Origin of the sequence: Bacillus sp. ISO11, from assembly GCF_003458115.1 — a bacterium.
GTDB classification, from domain to species: domain Bacteria; phylum Bacillota; class Bacilli; order Bacillales; family Bacillaceae_G; genus Bacillus_A; species Bacillus_A cereus.
Map to the genome: position 1 here is coordinate 37108 of NZ_QXCO01000020.1, position 18755 is coordinate 55862.

The following is an 18755-nucleotide window of genomic DNA, read 5'->3' on the forward strand; positions in this document are numbered from 1 at the left end:
TTTTATCTCTCCTTATTTATCTTTTTTCTTTTCCCTAACTCAATCAGTACTTGTTGCCCTCTATAAGTTGAGATCAAAAATTTATATGGGTGCATGGTTTTTTCATAGATTAAAGACATTGATGATAGTGTACTCACACTTATTTCAGCTGAACGTCTAGATATATTCGTACGTTCAACCTCTAAAGAATAGGATTTTCCCTTTTTTTTCTTTACTCTCCTATCAATAACTACATTTTCCACTATTTCATTAATAGATATGCCCCTCATGTACTTCGTCTCTTGAAATTGTTTATTTACTATGTTTCCTATGTATAGAAATACACTATAGAGTATCTCATCTTGTTCAAGTATATCAGCAAACATGTTTACTACTTCATCTGCAAACTTGATTGTTTGATATTTTTCACTTAAAACTTCGTTCAAGTCGTCCCCCCCTTAAAACACTGGTTAATTATTCCTAGAAACATAGTACATCATTACACGTCGTATATCAAGTCATTATAAATAAAACTTATATACAGGACTTGTATATAAGACTTATAAAATTAAAAATAGAATTAATATATATTTTATAAGGGTTTATGTATACGCCTTATATATAATGCGTATACATGTTATATCAATCTTAAATTTCATGTAATTGACATTTCAAAAAAGATTATTAAAAAAACCAAATCAAAATTCTAAAAAACAGATAAATAACCACTAATTTTTTTAGCATAAAAATTCCAGAAAAACTTATACACCTTATATATAAGCTTTACATATAAAATGTATAAAATAACGCTTTTATATCGTAGTTAAATCAAAAAACAAATTATCTAGTTTACATACAAGTTTTATATAAGACCCTTATATAAAACTTGTATGTAAACTGTATTTGTAAAGCTTATATAATTCAACTAAACTTTTTTTAATATTCCAACAATAAATATTATTCGAGTGTATTTATATTACTAGGGAGATTTCAAGACATTCTTATAGCAATTCACACTAAGTTTTTCTTTGTTACCTACCTGTTTTAACGGGATTTATCACTTATAAGACCGCTCATTGTTAATGTTATGTTAATGTACTGTTCTTCACTTAGTACTTGTTAGTTCACATTATTATATATGTTATAAGAAAAATTATCCTCTTTTCCTCATTTGAATTCAATTCCTTGTCAATTTCATTCATTCCTCAAAAGCCAGTAGAAGAGGTTGTTAATTTCATATGAACAGCATCAATATCCTTGATATTCAACATATTAAAAAGGGAGTACTAGGATAAATCAACTTTGACATTCTAAAAGTAGTAGGCTAACAATCACATCTCTATTATAAAAAAGAAACATTTGTTCAAACTAGATTATTAAAAGTGAAATCTCATCTTATTAACATCAAAGTGATACTTACATTATAATAAAATTTTTTGTAATGCAGGAGGAATGATGATAGCAATTACAACCTCACATAAAATTAACAACTGTTCAATTTTATTATTTCAGTTAAGATAACTCCTTGTTTAACGAAGAAAAAGTGAAGGTAATTCAATTGACTAAAACCAATATGTTAAGTATCTATAGACATATTGTTAACTTATTTATGATTTGGTATAAACAATTAATATTATTTGTCTAAGTGAATTTACGATTCTATACAAGAAAAAAACATAAAAGAAAAAGTTGGAATTTTACATTGAGCAAATAGTAGAAGTTGAAAAGAGCGTTTCATCACTAATAAAAAGTTGAATTTCGAATTAAGGATAGAAAAAATTATTCTTTATTATCAATAAACCTTTTTATAAATCTTGAATAATTTTAATCAATTAAAATAGTAGTTTGGCTATCTAATAAATGTTAGGACGTCATAACATTATTTTATAAATAGAATTTCATTATAACTATTGTTAGGTATCTAGTAGTAGCTCGTCCTAACAAAACAAGCGATTTAATAGAGCCTTATAAATCAATAATTTATAAGAGATTTATAAGAGTAGTTTTCATCTCAACTTCAACGTACAAAATGAAGTACCTCTAAAAATTAAAATGTCTTATTTATTTTTTCAGGTTTTACAACCACCACATCAATGTAATAGTATATTAAAAATAATAAGTATTTAATTTAGTTTAATTCAATATAAGAGGTGTATGCATTGTCCGAAAAAGTGTATAAATATAGAAGATCAGGTACCCAAAAACATTTTCACTTAAAAGAAGCTGACATATTTGTCTTTACAGTTTTATATTACAAAAGAGCACTTACAACAAGGCAAATCACGCAGTTATATAGTGCATTTGAGGGAAGAGAATGTTCTGAAGCTAGCATATTTACAAAGCTTGACCGGTACTCACAATATGGAGCTATGTTAACTAAAAGAATAGATAAAAGGGCTGACAGCATTACGAAACGCGCTTTATTTTCCTTAAAAGAAAAGACAATTGAATTCTTATTGGAAATAGGAAGAATTCCCAAAAAAAGTTCAAAAAGACGGTACTCAAGAACAACTTCTCTTCACACTATGTGTTCACGTGAAGTCATGATCCGTACTCTTTTAGCGACTACAAAGAAGACACAAACCAATGAAGTATTATATGAATTGGATATTCGTTCTTTTTACCAGAAAAAAAATATAAAAATTGAGGACAACCAATTGGCCTTGATTCCTGATGAACATATTTCATACCAAGATAAAAATATCCATATTGAGATGGACATGTGCAAAGAGACAAATTCTATCTTAGTTGAAAAAGTAGAGAAGTACATAGAATATGCAAAAAAAACAAATGAGGATGTAACGGTTATCTTTGTTATGTACGACAAATCAATGTTCCTTGCTGAAGATGCAGAACCGCCATACATACGTATGAAAAATCTATTATTTTCTATGCGGAAGCATCATGAATTATTAATGAATATACCAAATCTAAATGTACACATTTGCTCATTGAAAGATGCTGGGGATGTTATTTCAGATATCATTCTAGGAACAAATGATAATCAAAACTTGGAACAAGATATTCTTTTTCCTTTATCTCAACGTACAGTAGGAGATGTCAATTGGCGTTACACTTTTGTCGAAAAAATTCAAACGTTTAAAGAATCAATAGATGGTGGCCTTCGACGCACATACAAGAGAGATAAAGCTTCTATTCAAGATTTCTTTTTTATTTTTGGAAATGAAAATGATTACCGAATGATTGCAAGATTAGATGATGTCGTGTTTTCAAGAAGGGATGGAGATGAAGGCGTTCCGCTTGTAGTTATCTATCCTAAACGTGAAAATCCTAGAGATATTCTACTGATGGACACTTATGATAATGTACTACTTCTATCCATTCAAAATACAAATATAGCAACCGATGAACAGATCATGGTACATGCTGCAAATAACGTTAATCCGAAAAGACGTAAACTTGTAGAATTATATTAATCGTTTATTTTTTATATATTTTTATATAACTTTATTGATTTTTATTATTTAAGGTGATAGAATAACGTTTGAACTAAACACTCAAAACTACAATCAAATCAGAACATATGAAATTAAGGCAAGCGACACACGCTGTTTTTACAGTGGGTGTCGCTTGCCTTTTTTTGTATGGAGAAAGGTGGAAGTGGAAAATGACAATGAACTTACAATTTGCAACAACTACTGGGGGAGTGCTCTCAGCAAGAGAAGCATTTAAAACTCCAGAACTAGTCCTTAAACATATTACAGAAGGGGGAGCTAAATTTTGCGTTTCCCTACAAGATATCAAAATTCCAGGGAAACCTAATTATTATTGGTACGATGTAATAATTGAAACTGCGGCGAATAACAAACTAGAGATAAATATTGCAGTACTTTCTCAAGAAGAATATAACCAATTGTGTGAAGGAGATAGTATTGACTTATATTTAAAACAAACTGAAGATGCAGCGAAGTTCTTTCTAAAAAAATCAAAGGAACAATTCAAGCCAGAACTTCATAATCGTTTTACATTACACCATAAAGCTCAACTATGTCTTTAAAAAGTAGGTGAACCCTTATGGAGGCATCTAAGCAAAGATTACCATTATACACTACAATCGCCTTAATTAGCGGATTTATCCTTTCATTTGGATTTGGTGTAGCAAACTACATCCAGTTACTCTACTATGCATTTGAACCACCGTCTTATCCTATAGAAATTACATATGTACCACTATTTTTAATGTTCTTCTCTTTGCTATTAGGAGAATTTAGTTTTAGGTTCTACAGCCGTATCCCAGCTTTACAATTTCAAAATGGCAAGTTATTAATTTTAATTGCTTCTCATATTGCAGTAGATATTCAGTTTTTATGGTTTGCAACTACTCCTATCCATGCGAAAGTTATTCCTTATCTTATGAATAAAGCAAAACATGTTAATTTTGGTGAATATCAAGCAATAGGGGATGTATTAACAGGAAATTTCCATACACTCACCATGATATTTGTATTCTTACCGACCGTATTTATGATTTTGTTTACTCTTTGGTATAGTGGCCATATTATCCGTTACAGAGAAGAAATCTTAAAGTGGGTACAAAAATACGAATATAAAAATCATAAGTTGCAAAAGTGGTTTAATAGCCAAGAGGAACAAATATATCCTGATGTTGATATAGGTCCTCATATTAAGCACAAAGAAATGATTCGAATCAAGGGGAAAGATAGAACCCTAAATGGAATTATTATTGGTCCTATTGGTTCTGGTAAGACATCTAGTTTAATTATTCCAATGATTAATCAAGATTTACACTGGATGGTACGTTTTATAAATAAGTTTGAAAATACGTATAAAAAGAATAATTATGATACAGAAGAAGTAAAAGGAACATTTTTAAATGGGATAACTGTTATTGAACCGAGTAATGATTTATGTCAAAAGGTATTTAAGTTAGTACAAGCACACAAGATTCCTGAAAGTTCAATTTATTATATTGATCCCACAAACCCTGATACCAAAAACATTAATATTTTACGTGGACCAGTTGATAAAGTAGCCGAGGTTTTTGCAATGGTTATCCAGGGTCTGTCGGAATCTAATAATGCATTCTTTGAACAAGCACAACGGAACCACCTTAAGCAACATATTTATTTATTAAAACTACATAACCCACAAAAAGATGTGACCTTTGATGACTTAATAGATATGTACGACGATGTAGAACGTGTACACCGTATGCACAAACTATTAAAAGTACAGGTAGAAAAATTATATGATTTTGTTCAAAGTGGTGTTGCTTCACGTGATCAAAAAAACGAATATAAGATTATAAAAGGTATCGATGAATGGTTCGATAATACCATTCGTGAAAAAACGGGTTTCCAAGGGGAACCGGCCGTTTATAAATCTGGAAAATATCGTGGAAAACCAATGCATTATGACCGGGAAGAAGAATATGTAAAAGGTTTGCGTAACATCTTAAAAGATTTAGCCTCAAATGTTTTAATACGACGTGTTTTATTTGGAAAATCAGATTTTGATTTTGATGTTCACCTAGAGCAAGGTGGTATTTTACTAGTAAATACAGCCAAAGGAGAACTTGCAGATCTTTCTAATGTACTAGGAAAATTCGTATTACTAAGTATGCAAAATGCTGTATTCCGAAGAGAACCAAATATTTCACCATACCATCATATTATTGTGGATGAATTCCCTGATTATGTTGTGCGCCCGTTCAAAGAGTTCCCTGCACAATCTCGTAAATATAAAGTCATTCTGACAATTGCAAGTCAAACACTATCTCAATTAGCTTTGGATTTCACAGAGCAGTATATGTTTACTTTACTAGGTTCGTTCCGTAACAAGATGATATTTGGTGATGTAACACCATATGATGCGAAAATTTTCTCTGACATGTTTGGTGAAACAGAGGAATTTAAAGAATCCGAATCCGAACAAGGGATTTCTCCTATGCAAGAGAATCCCGTTAGTCGCTTAGGTTCGACATATCAAAAATTAAAAGAAGTCGTTATGTCACCAGGAGATATTATGGCACAAGGTGCCTTCATTTGTGCTGCGCGTATTGTACAAGACAATCATGTGCAACCTGTACAACAAATTACTAGTAACTTTGTACCCAAAGAGGAATTTGCTCAAGCAATCATTCAAGTAGAGATCAAGTCTGGACAATATTGGGAAACTGAACGTCTTCGACTCATTGAAGAATCTATCGCAAAATCAAATCCTATGAAACATGTAGATGCAAATAATAAAAAACAGATAGAATCATTTCCACCTATGCATGGTGATAAAATAGAACAAAATAATTCCATAGAAACAAACACTGTAGAAAATGTAACTTTTCCTAATTATTTTAAGGGTGTCAGTCAACAGGGAAATGTTATTGAAGAAACTGAAAATAAGTTGTATGAAGAAATTAAGGCATTCGTTATTGAATCACAACAAATCTCACCATCTCTTTTGCAAAGAAAATTCAGAATCAGCCATATAAAGGCTGTAAAATTTATTGAGAAGTTAGAACAAAATCACATTGTGAGCACTTACACCGGGAATAGCCCTCGTAAAGTTTTAATTTCAAACAATAATAATACGTTGATATTATCAAAGGATTCTCAAATCAATACTACTCCTTCATCTAATACAGATTTAGATAATACGACTTCACGAGAAAATAGCATTCCAAACGAAAAATCAGAAGCAAAGCAAGAGGAAACAGGCTTCTTTAAAGACATCCTATATGATGATGTAGTAGCCTTTGTTAAGGCATCAGGGAATTCTTCTATACATGCACTACAGAACGCATTTAAAATTGATTATACACGTGCTTCAAGATTACAAGATGCCCTACAACGGAATGGCGAGCTGCCGAATATAACAAAAGAGACACATAGGGAAATAGTAGGTCCTAAAAAAAATATGGAGCTAGCAGAACGGAAGAAAGAGGTATCTAATACTATGCTGGAACCAAAAAGGGATATAGATTACCCAATTCATTTAGGAATTCCTGTAGAAACTGATCCATTGCAAAAAAAGCTTCTAACAGAGGGACTTATAACCACAGTATTAGAGGAAACAAAAACAGATATGAAAACTAATTTGAAACCAGCTACAAAAACAGTTAATCCCACTAAAGAAAATAAACTTGATGAAGAGGTTGCAAAAGTTTACGAATCTATTAGCATTACTGTTCATCAAAACTTAGAAAAGAATATGGTAGAGAACACTAGAAATAATGAAGAGCAGCATGAAGATAAACATATCGACTATAAAGAACGCAAAAAAAACTTAAAAGCCAAACAAAAGAATACGTATAACAATACAAATTCACTACTTAATAAAAACCAGCAACAAAATAAAAATACATCTAATGTAATGAGTAAGGAATTAGATGATTTTTTTGATTAATACCTATAGAAACCTAAAATAACTTTTTATTCAAGATTATATTTTTAGGGAAAATCTAACTTAAATTAGGAGGAAAGGTTAGATATAGTATTTTAACTTTTCCCTTTTCAAAAAATAATACTTGCACAAATTACATAAAAACGTTATATTTTAATTAATAATTATACAAATAAAACATGACTTACGTGAAGGACACACCTTACGTACCATTCCAACGGTACAGGTGTGTCCTTTTTTACGTTCTAGGAGGAAAATATAATGGTTGAAGATAAGGTAAATACTCATATTACAAAAGAACTAGGGATGGCATTTGAACCGGATAACACGCTAGAGGACATCTTTATAGAATCAACTTTCAATCAATTTGAAAGAATACGTGAACATGAATTAGAAGAATTAGCTCGTATGAAACGTGAACGTACTGTAGGGAAAGGCTTAATTACCATAGTATCTGAAAAATTATTCCCAACTAAAAACGGGACATCTGAGCGGATACAAGTGCTCACAATGCAAATTGGTACTCATACGACAGCATATTGTCCACTTACAGAGGCAGGTATAAATATTCCTAAAAATCCTCAATGGCTGATAGGTAAAACAAAACCCGTTATTATTGAGCATTTCCAAAGAACTGAGGAAGGGAACTTTGCTGTTGTATCTATCACTGCAGGAGAACTTGCACTGCAAAGAAAATTATATGAAGAAATAGTAGAGCAAGAGGGGAATAAAGTATACACAGGAACAGTTTCTGGACATATTCCATCTGCACAAACTATTCTGGTTGAAGTTCATGGTGTAACAGTAGGAGTAAGATACTCGCAATGGTCTCATTCATTCGTTCGTTCGGCGGATATTATTATTGGCGATGTTGTAGAGCTTATCATCGATAAAGTAGTGGAAAAGGATGGGCGCTATGAGTTTAGAGGAAATAAAAAGAAACTTGAAACGGATCCAATGGAAAAACTATTAGAATTAAACAAACGACGTGACCGCTTTGTAGGTAAAATTGTAGGTGTAGATGCTATTGCTGGGATTTTCGTAGAAGTTGCACCAGGTATTCAGTTTAAAGGGCTAAAGGGTCGTAATCTGGCAAATCCAACTGTGGATGACGCAGTAAACCAAACAATTGTTACATGTGAGCTGCTTAATATTGATGCTAAAAATAGAAGAGGAACTGTACGTATCCTAAATTATCCGCAAGGCCAAAGTAAAAAATCTAATTCGTCAATTTACCAATTTTAATGGATGATTATGCGTACAATAGAGAAACAAATGTCTACTTATATTCCTTCTATTCCTCATTTATCAAGTGAGGATATACAAGGACTTCAAATATATCGGATACATGATTTGGATAAAACCTATATATTCCACTCTTATGACGAATTAGTTAAGTTTAAGCAGCTTTTAACAGAGGAACAATATGCTATACTCAATTTTATTGGTGTTCATACATCCGTTCGGTTTAATCATTTATTATATCTATTCAAGAATAAATTTTCGCGGAAGAAAATTAACAATGCACTTCAAGGATTACTTTACTATCAATTTATCGAAAAATGGCAAGTAGAAATTTTTGATATGGAAATCTTTGAAGAAACATATACCTTATCCAATAATGGATTTAAACTACTAAAATACTGGCAAGGAAATATGTTCTTCTTTGCCCCAGAGCGTCTTGACAATCATGGTAAATATGTTCACCTGCGTTATTGGCATGACATAGACCTACTTTGTCATTTACGCTACGCTCCTTCATTTTTAGGTCATATTATGCATCCATCTATTAGTAAAGGGGTTTTTACCCCTTCTTTAAGTTTTATAATAAATGGAGGAAAAGAACGTAAATTTAACTTTGTTGTATACTCCACCTTATTATCTGATCAAAAGGATCGATTAAAACGAATAATTGCTAGATGGAAGACTTTTGTAGAGTCAGGAAAAGATGTTATTATGCAGGACTTAGGGAATAACCCTACAATCTTAGTTATTTATGTTTCTACTAAAAAACAAGCAAAGCAAATTAATAATGAACTATTACTTGATTTAATTCCTGGTAAAGTATTGTTATGCATAGGGGAATCTTTACATTTTCAAGGATTACAACACGCTTTTTATCAACCTCTTGCAGAAGGGGAGATTAAACAATTAGATACAAAGCTATTTATAGAAAACTAAGCCACCTTACAAGCTTTCGCTTCAAGGGTGGCTTGTTTATTTTATAATTAGCTTGGAATATTCAAAAAAACTTAACAAAATTAATAATCCTGTATCTACCTCTATACAAAGCAAGGATTTTGCGAAATAATATTCTTTGATACCTGTTAATAAAATAACATTATATACAAATATAGTTATTTCATTGGAGGAATATACAAGAAAGGAGTACTATATTGCTACGTATACAAAGAGGGTACATGTACGATCCTGATAATAATGAGGTAATAGTAAATGAAATTTTCTATGATGGTACATCAGAAAAAAAGTTAGGCAGTAAAATGGGGATATTTGATCCAGTTAAAGTACCTATTGCTATTTTTGAAAAGGTCCAGGAAAACGAAAGTATGACCTATATGGAAAATGTTGAAGTAGAAGAAAAAAATATTAAGGAAATACTTTGTTATTTAGTTCAAAATCAAAAGCCCGAAAAACTATATTTTGAAATACAGTACATGAAGTAACACCAGGGCCTGAATATAAGAGGGGATTTATAGCAGGCGATTTAGGGGCATTATTATACAATACATGTGGGATCTGCATATAAACTTCCTTCTTATCCCTGTTCTATTGAAAACAATTGAATATAATATAAAAATGGTTTAATATAAATCTATATTTATTGTTTAATTGATTCCGTCTATTCCCACACCCTATGTGTTGTGGTTGAGTTTTAGAAACAAGTTGTATTCTTGTTTCAATTATGAAAGGGCTTCTTTGAGCCGATTAGTGTATATATAGCTTATTTTGCTATGCACATTTTAATCGACTTGAAGAAGTCCTTTTTGTGTTGTCTTCGAGTTAGGAATCACTTATACATAAACCTTCAGGACTAAAAGTATGCTAAATGAGAAAACACAAATTTTGTGCTTTTTGTTTAATTTAGAGGAGAGATTATATGAATTTTTACAGAGTATAGCATAAAAAATATGGATAAAACGCACATATTTCGTGCTTTTTATTTAGAAGAGAGGATATTTATGATGAAATATGAACATGCAATTACTTTGGATATGCCAACATTATCAATAGGGGGTATCATTTAAACCTTTCAAAAGAAAAAAATTAATAAATACGTTAAAAGTTATGAACTTACTATCTATAAAATAAAACCTTTATCGCCTCTTTATATTGTTGAAAACTTCAAAATTTGACGATGAAGTAAGATAATAACTATTAATTCATAATGGCATTTGGAAGGGAAGAACAAGGAAATTTAAATATGTAAAGTACTTGTTGCAATGCTAAAAGCACAAGGAATTAGAATATGAAACTTGAGAGGAGTTATATAATATGATTACAGTTAATCGAGGATACATGTATAATCCAGATGATAATGAAGTCTTAATTACCGAAATTTATTATGAAGCTGCTACAGATACTAAACTAGGAAGTAAAATGAATAACTTATCTTACTCAGCCATTCCTAATGAGATTAAAGAAAAAATAGAAGCAACTGCTTCATTATCCTATGCGGAAAGCATTGAGATGTCTCAGCCATTAGCTGTCCTATATCAAAATGAAATTAACATATATGGAAAACCAGAAAAATTATACTTTGAGTATACAAACATTTAAAAAGAAAAAAAGACATTGAACAGTTTGTTTCAATGTCTTTTTTCTTTTTAAACTATAGAGGAACAAATGGTTAAGGCTTTGTTTGGCATCCTATAGTGTTTTAGGTGTGTTATACTTATATTTGTAAATTATAATATTCCGTAGAACGTTAGGTTTGTTTGCTACTATTCGATATATATAACTGGAGGGAAAATTATGGTTTTTTTTAAAAAGGCAGTATGTGGTGTTTGTGATATAAAGGTTGGTTTAAATCGTTATAAAATACTAAAATCTGATGCATGGCTATGCCCAGATTGCTTTCATAAAGCAGGTGGCTTGGGTGTTGTAAGTGTAAGTACGGACACTATCGAAGAATTGAAAGCTACAATCGATGCAAAGGTAGCAAAACTTGCTGAGGATCCATTGTCATGCGCTGAAGGAATGTATCAATTCTGTATAGATAATACATTCGGTTCTGGCTTTAATGAAAAGTGGGGTGTAAAACACTTCAAGGTATTAGAAGATAACTTGATGAATGGCGAAAAAATTCATATGACTTATATCGGAATGCACGATTATCAATCTACAACAAAGCATGATGGTTATTATGCCTACGCCATAAGTAATAAACGCATTATGTTCGGACAAAAAACAATGACTGGTGAAAAATTCAAAGCAGTAGATCATGAAAAGATAAATGATATATCTTTTGAAATAGGGATGTGGTTAGGCTTTCTAACAATTGATACTCCGCAAGAAAAGATCAAAGTTGCGTTAGATAAAGATTCAGCAAAATCCATTAATAATCATATCCATCAAGTTCTAGATGCTTTAAAAAGCAAACCTACTGAAGCTCAACCACAAGCAGTATCTGCTCCAATATCAACAGCAGACGAATTAAAGAAATTCAAAGAGCTGTGTGATATGGGTGTTATTACAGAAGATGAGTTTAACGCCAAAAAGAAGCAGTTACTTGGTATATAAATACAAGATAAAAAAGGCAAGTATATTAGAGGGAAAAAGACATTAAACGTATTTGTTCAATGTCTTTTTTATTACACTGCAGAGAAGCATGTATAATAAATATTGTAAATGAAATAGAAACTGCACCCTATACGAATTATTGACTAACCTAGAGTTTCTTTTTAGATGACAGTTTATTAAATTTTTAGCGATAAAAGCCAATAATTTAAAATTGAGACATCCTATTTTTTATAATCTGACTAATAATTTTTGTTACCTAGGACAAGGATACCAAGGTGCTGAGGAGGTACTAAGAAAAGTACGAATTTTCCCAAAGTCATCATAAATATTGCGTGGAATAGTCCACGTGTGCGTGACAGTATAGTTCTTTAACCTACAATCAGGTGATACAATATCCCGCCATTCAGTAAGGAACCCTCCATCTTTGGTTAAATAAAGAATCTTAAAAACCGGATTCCACACTACTTCCCCCAAGAGGGTCCTGTTGTTATTTAGGATGTATGAAAAACTAACTTGACTACTCTTATCAGAATTTAGCATAACTGTACCAGTAACGTTAGATATAGACATAAAAACATCGCTTTTATCTCCAGTACTACTGTTGAATACAATCCAGCCTGGGGCAAAGTATATTTTAGTTAAGCGGATATTATCCAATTCAGCAATTTTTAAGACTGTGTCTTTTGGTTCAAATCCCATAAAATATCCCCTCTCATCCAAAAATATATTCATTGTATGAATGTATTTTTGTCCTAGTAAATTGGATTTAACTATTTTTAAAAATTAGGCAGTATTACTACTTTACTTAAATCTAAAATACATAAGTTGTCATGAACGAATTATTATTTTGAAGGAGATGAAATATTAATGCATATAGTTCCGTGTTGTCATCTACAGGTATATACATCATTTACACCAAATCCTATGCAGTATATTCCATATGGGTCATGGAATACTTTTGTACAGCTCAACCCGCAACCACTACTTCCTGGTACTTTTGTAGAACTCAATCCACAGCCACTACCTCCAAGATATCATTATTAAAAACAAAGGCTTTCTAAAAAACTTAAATTGCGGAGTACATCTAAAGACCACTGGAAAGGTAATCTTTAGATGTATTTACATACAGAACATTGCTTCATATACAACTACAGAGGAACAAAGCATTCTATTACAAGTAACCCCTAATTTAACTTTCACTTACCTTTGGACTTTCGTCCTTCATAAAGTTAAGGAATAAGGTATCTGTGATGATGGGTTCTAACAAGACTTCAAGAAGGTTTACAAATGTTATTAAGCATTGAAGGACGTTGAGAAATAAGGGCACAATATGAAAATAAATATGTAATAGTAAGGAGAAGAGAAGCGCATATATAATATACTTAAACGTCAATATAATTCTATTTTCCAAGGGGTGATTTGAATTAACGAGGAAGTACAAAGAGAGCTAAACCTATTAGTACAAAAAATTTGTGAGACCGTGTCTTCTATCCAAAAAATTATCCTTTTTGGCTCTCATGCTTATGGTACACCAAATAAAGATAGTGATTTTGATCTTTGTATTATTGTGGATGGTGTAGGAACAAGAAAAAGAGAAGTGATTAATCTTATCAATTGGGGTATTTACGATGTGATGGAAACACCAGTTGATATTTTAGTATATGGACCTGAAGAGTTTCAAGAACGTGCTAACCGTAATGTAACCATGGAATACAAAATTGCACTAGGGGGGCAAGTTTTATATGAAAAATACTGAGGATCTAGAAGAGTTGCTATTCATTGCAAAATCTATTTTAGATTCTGCTAGGTACTTAACTCACATGAAACCTTTCCCTGCCTCAGTTATTTGTTACCATAGTCAACAATGTGTTGGGAAACCTCTAAAAGGATTTCTTACACTAAACATTAGAACAGCCCCTAAAACTCATAACCTTTTAATGCTGCACAAATCTTGTCTTAAATTAGATGAGGAGTTCTCATTGATTTTAGAACAATACGTGCAGCTGAATGGTTATGTTACAAACATTTGTTATCCGTATTTTGAAGCACTTACTGTCCAAGATGGATTAATGGCTCAACATGCTCAAAAAGTAATGAGTTTCTATAATGAAAAATTAAACAAGCTAAATATACATGAAATTGTGATTGATTAAAAATAGAGGATATGCATAAGAGAGGGTTCCTATAGCAAGGGACTCTCTTTTTCTATGTAAAAAAGAAGGGGCAAGTTATATAATGATGAATACTTATAGAGAAATTAAAGAGGAAATGAAAAAAGTCAATTTATCTCGAGATTGTTGTTTTGTAGGTTAAAGTGTGGAAAAGATAGTCCGTTGTCACTATTATGTAATACAATTGCTGAGATTCTGCTAGAGAACCGTACAAAACCTATTGATATCTTGGCTTCCTAGGTTGGAGTAGAAACACTTCTATGATTGCTGATATCTCACTGACATTACAAAATATCTAGGCTAATACAGATATATAAGCAGCTAATCGCTTGTTTATACACTTCTAAACCTCTCGTGATAACAGTAATTAAGAGCCTTGCCTAATAAGACAAACAATGAATGTATTTCGCATTTGCTGCGCCAAGATACGTCTATTCAACCCTTCACGTTTTAATTCAAGTCGAATCATCTTTTGTATTGCAACCTCAGACAAAGCCTTTGGCGCATCTTTTTCGTAAACTCAACGATATGTTCCCTGATTAAAATTAAATGCTATAAACAAAGGATTATCTGTATACCGTCTAAGCCTTACATGTTCAGGAATAGTTATATAGTATTTGTAAAGATGCTTTGTATCTTCCTTGGTTAAGGAAACAGACCTAGTTACACCATTTTCTCCTGGAACAATTAAAGAGCAAGCTGTATATGGCTCATATTAGGCGATACAAGCTCTTGTAAGGACAACCCATAGTTTACTACTAAATCTATTATAAAAGCGTTTCTATCCATAATAAGAGGGCGGTATTTAACTTGTCTTTCTGTTAATCCTTTTGTTGAAAGTATAGTTTGTTTTAATAGTTTTTTTCTGCTTCGATTATAAAATCCTTATCACTTAGTGATTGATCAGGAATTAAGGAGAGGTGAAAACTATATACTGAAGTTTAAACATGTTCAGTTTATTTAAGAACCGCCATATTCTGTGTCTTGTTTTCTAGCTCATAGAAATACTCCTAATAATTTTCTTTAGATAGTTCACTCCATGATTTGATATGTAGGAGTTTCTCAATTACTCTTAGTCACTTATAAAAACCTTTAATATCGTAATTATAACGTTCAACCCTAGATTGTTTACGTCCATTTTCTGCTAAATAAGCAGAAAATGCTTCTAATGCTACTTCTAAACTAATACCCTTGATCATTATAATCACCTAAATTCTTATTATATATTATAACAAAAAATAAGTGAAAGACCTGCTACCGCCCTTTGCTGCGCTCGGTTGCTGGCATATAAAAAAGGAAAACGGACAAACAACCCTTTTCCTTTTTTATATGTTGTTTTTTATTTTCAATGACAAAAAGACAAATCTAGTCCTAATAAGGCTTCATAGATTTGTCCTTTTACATGGGAGTAATGATATGTTTAATTACCATTATTATAACGGTTTTTACAAATATTTTCAATTAGGTCTGACATCTTATTAATAATCATATTAGTAATTGTAAAATCTATTATAAATATATATCTTATATATTAAAAAGAAGTAAAGATAAAACTTTTATAGGCTATCAAAAATAGAGAAAAGACCTACTCTCACAAGGGAAAATTAGATATTAGAACGTAAAAAATCATAAATAGTAGAAAATGTATCCGTAGATTCAATAATTATTAGACTTTCAATTCTACAAAAAAGCAGAAAGAAAATTATATGTTTCTACATAAAACCGGAAAGAGATTGATACAAATCACATTATATTTATTCAACCTTTAAAATAGGACATGTTTTCTTTATTTTGGTAAATAAGCAGTGTGTAGCGTCCAATTATCCATATTTTGTTCAGATAATGTAGCTATTTGTTAACATTACACAGTATTTACACATAACTCACATTATTATTGATGATTTTCATTAGATAAATTCAATAACACTAGTATCCCCAACAATATTGGTAAAATAATATTCACATTTGATCATATTTGTCCTCATATTCACTTTTTTTATTAATATTCTTCTGATTTTTTGTAGATATAAAATTGGATATTTTACTACACGTAAAGAATATTTAATGTGTAGTGTGGAAATTTTATTATAGGTAGAAGAGGATTGGTATAGAAATGCATAAAAAAAGACTCCATTTTACATGGGGTCCTTCTGATTTTGTATTTATAAATAGAGTAGTAGAAAAGGGGGGAATAAACCAAACACGAATAGCCCTCCACTTTCGATTTTTTCAAAAATAGAGAGCTTGTTATTATCATTTCATTTCCATTGCGGTTAGCACCTGATCTGGAGCTGTTATTGTTACACCGGCACGTACTAAACGTTCGAAGGTACGCATAAACTCTAGTAAATTAAACTGCTTTGGTAGCTCAATCACACGAAGTTTTTCTTGTGGCAGCTTATCAATTGCCTCGATAAACCATTCGCGCACATCACTTGGAATTGTGCGTTCTTTATGGCCACGAACTTTTAGTTTTTCACGCATTTCAATTTCTAAAGCGATATATGCATGGAGATTCACTCCCTGATCATATGCATATTTTCTAAATAACGTTTCTTCCTGGTATTTTAGATAATTACGGTGATAAGACTCTTCTGTTACTGGTACTGCAAACTTCTGCTTCAGTAGTGCATGTACATTTCTAAACATCTTCTTAATGTTATGAAGAGAGTACATAGAATAATGTAGACCAAAATTAAAGACAGCGTGCTCACGGTCACTATTTCTCTCTTTTGGTATGTGCTGCGCAATAAGAGGGTAGAGACCTTCTTTCGCTGCTGTATCAAGAATTTGATATTGAGATGTCTGATGCAATAATTTTTTCAATGTATATACAATTTTCGTTGGATATCCTTCTTTTCGATCAACCATATCACGAAGCCCACGAATGACACTGCGAATTTGACGATGACAAGTATGCTTTAAGACATGAATGAACTTATTCATGTCTGCAGACAGTTCACCGATATTCATTTCTTGTAGAAGTGATTCAATGAATTTCGCTTTACGAGCATAGGTAGCTCTTGGTGTAAACGGATCCCTGTATTGTTCTTCTCCAGATTCTTTCGTACATAAAAAGTCTGAATGAATAGACAGATATAATGTCGTATATCGTTTTGTATGCTTTACACCTTTTTGCATTTTGCAAATTTTGAATAGGGGACTACCCGAACATGGTAATGTAATTGTTAATTCATCGATAACCGCACGGATTTGATGCGGATATTTTTTATGTAAGAAACGATACATCCCGCCGAAGTGGGTTTTATTGCCTCTTTCGTCATGCTTATCTAATGAACGCTTTAACGTTGTTTCTGTATGTTGTTGCATTGCGATATCTAAGAATAGCTTCTTAGCCGCTACAGATAGCTTAAAGAAAGCTTTTGTAAATACAACAGGACTAATATATACGTACGGATTTGCTTTTTCTGTTTCCTCATTCAGAAAATGAGTGAGTTTAATTGTGTAACGACCATCAATTTCATTTTCAATGGAGATAATGTTATGTAAGCTTAACTTTTTCAAAGCGATATAGAATTGAGAGTGTTGGATATAAGCAAATTCTTCTTTATATTGTTTGTAATCTTCCCACATCATATGTATGGTTACATTGGGAATGACACCACTAGTAAAGCATTTCTTGTGTATATATAAGAACACTTCGAGATCAGCATTCGTAATGCCGTATAATTTATGCTTTCTTCCCGTTTTTTCTGCAAGTGCAGACATTGCGCGACGTGAAAAAGATGGTTTGGCTCTTTCGACAAATCCATCCACATCAGCAATACGATCTTCGTATGTCATGTGCTGTAGAATATCTTCTAAATAAGTATCTTTATAACTGTAGTACTTCTTCTCAAATGCTTCCACAAGCTTTTGCCAAGATTTGAGTGTTACTAAAACTGCGTTTGTTGTTTGCCCATTTAAGCTCCGTTGATTACGTATCACAAATGATTTCCCCATCTTTTTCACCTCCGTTCTACAAATTCAGAAATATATGTCAAAATACTATAAAATATACCAATTATGATTATAGCAAATCGAATTTTGTAAAAATGTGCCCTTTAAGAGAGAATTTCAAAAAAGGCAACACCTTATGGGCCTTAGAGCGACAAGGGATAGAGAAAATTGTTATTTTTATTTTTGGTACGCGACTTGGGAAGGAATGTTGCTCTTTTCTTGTATGATGCTATTTAATGAGAAAAGGAGAAATCCTTTAATATCAATACTTTATTGATATTTCAATTGATTTTTGGTACGCAACTTGGGAAAGGTGTTGCTCCTTTTTCAGGAAAATGGGTACGCGACTTGGGAAAGAATTTTTGTGTAATATATAAATTGCTTGTGATTTAACATCTTAGATCACCTGATATAACAGCATTTATGGCTGATTTCACTAATAAGATAGGTACGCGACTTGGGAAAAACGTTGCTTATTTAGAAAAAAAGTACGCAAGATGGGAA

General features: G+C 31.7%; 13 protein-coding genes and 1 pseudogene. 10 read left to right on the plus strand and 4 right to left on the minus strand.

Features of this window, described 5'->3' with window-relative positions; translation table 11 throughout:
* Nucleotides 1-2: 2 nt before the first annotated feature.
* Complete coding sequence (locus D1166_RS19945; protein ID WP_001006726.1) at nt 3-425, minus strand: hypothetical protein; 423 nt, start codon at nt 423-425, stop codon at nt 3-5.
* A 1713-nt stretch (nt 426-2138) separates the two neighbouring features.
* On the opposite strand from D1166_RS19945, the gene D1166_RS19950 reads away from it, so the two are divergent.
* From D1166_RS19950 to D1166_RS19985, 8 genes are all read left to right on the plus strand, one after another.
* Nucleotides 2139-3416 carry a replication-relaxation family protein gene (locus D1166_RS19950; protein WP_118043404.1) on the plus strand — a complete coding sequence of 426 codons (1278 nt, stop codon included), beginning with the start codon at nt 2139-2141 and terminating at the stop codon, nt 3414-3416.
* Nucleotides 3417-3523: 107 nt separating this feature from the next.
* Entirely contained in the window at nt 3524-3997 is a 474-nt protein-coding gene (locus D1166_RS19955) for a hypothetical protein (protein WP_002006391.1), read from the plus strand.
* A 17-nt stretch (nt 3998-4014) separates the two neighbouring features.
* Nucleotides 4015-7362: a DNA translocase FtsK gene (locus D1166_RS19960; RefSeq protein WP_097842790.1), complete on the plus strand. Its 3348-nt coding sequence runs from the start codon at nt 4015-4017 to the stop codon at nt 7360-7362.
* 258 nt (nt 7363-7620) lie between these two features.
* On the plus strand, nt 7621-8604 hold the full coding sequence (locus D1166_RS19965) for a hypothetical protein (protein ID WP_000228953.1): 984 nt from the start codon (nt 7621-7623) through the stop codon (nt 8602-8604).
* A 9-nt stretch (nt 8605-8613) separates the two neighbouring features.
* Entirely contained in the window at nt 8614-9540 is a 927-nt protein-coding gene (locus tag D1166_RS19970) for a hypothetical protein (RefSeq protein ID WP_001259114.1), read from the plus strand.
* 215 nt (nt 9541-9755) lie between these two features.
* Complete coding sequence (locus tag D1166_RS19975) at nt 9756-10043, plus strand: hypothetical protein (protein WP_002183131.1); 288 nt, start codon at nt 9756-9758, stop codon at nt 10041-10043.
* An 829-nt stretch (nt 10044-10872) separates the two neighbouring features.
* Complete coding sequence (locus tag D1166_RS19980) at nt 10873-11157, plus strand: hypothetical protein (RefSeq protein WP_097842789.1); 285 nt, start codon at nt 10873-10875, stop codon at nt 11155-11157.
* A 195-nt stretch (nt 11158-11352) separates the two neighbouring features.
* Nucleotides 11353-12120 (plus strand): PH domain-containing protein, encoded by a 768-nt coding sequence (locus D1166_RS19985; protein WP_000231143.1) that lies wholly within the window; start codon nt 11353-11355, stop codon nt 12118-12120.
* 252 nt (nt 12121-12372) lie between these two features.
* On the opposite strand, the gene D1166_RS19995 is transcribed toward D1166_RS19985, so the two are convergent.
* Nucleotides 12373-12819 carry a hypothetical protein gene (locus D1166_RS19995; protein ID WP_000505330.1) on the minus strand — a complete coding sequence of 149 codons (447 nt, stop codon included), beginning with the start codon at nt 12817-12819 and terminating at the stop codon, nt 12373-12375.
* A 724-nt stretch (nt 12820-13543) separates the two neighbouring features.
* On the opposite strand from D1166_RS19995, the gene D1166_RS20000 reads away from it, so the two are divergent.
* Together D1166_RS20000 and D1166_RS20005 are read left to right on the plus strand one after the other, a co-directional pair.
* Nucleotides 13544-13876: a nucleotidyltransferase domain-containing protein gene (locus D1166_RS20000; protein ID WP_097855951.1), complete on the plus strand. Its 333-nt coding sequence runs from the start codon at nt 13544-13546 to the stop codon at nt 13874-13876.
* Nucleotides 13863-14273 (plus strand): HEPN domain-containing protein, encoded by a 411-nt coding sequence (locus D1166_RS20005; protein WP_118043405.1) that lies wholly within the window; start codon nt 13863-13865, stop codon nt 14271-14273. Before D1166_RS20000 ends, D1166_RS20005 begins: the two co-directional genes overlap by 14 nt.
* A gap of 391 nt (nt 14274-14664) precedes the next feature.
* Here D1166_RS20005 and D1166_RS31850 read toward each other — a convergent pair.
* Nucleotides 14665-15490 (minus strand): annotated as a pseudogene (locus D1166_RS31850) (integrase); the annotation flags it as partial.
* Nucleotides 15491-16544: 1054 nt separating this feature from the next.
* Nucleotides 16545-18254 (minus strand): hypothetical protein, encoded by a 1710-nt coding sequence (locus tag D1166_RS20030; protein WP_098283926.1) that lies wholly within the window; start codon nt 18252-18254, stop codon nt 16545-16547.
* Between the last annotated feature and the right edge of the window lie 501 nt (nt 18255-18755).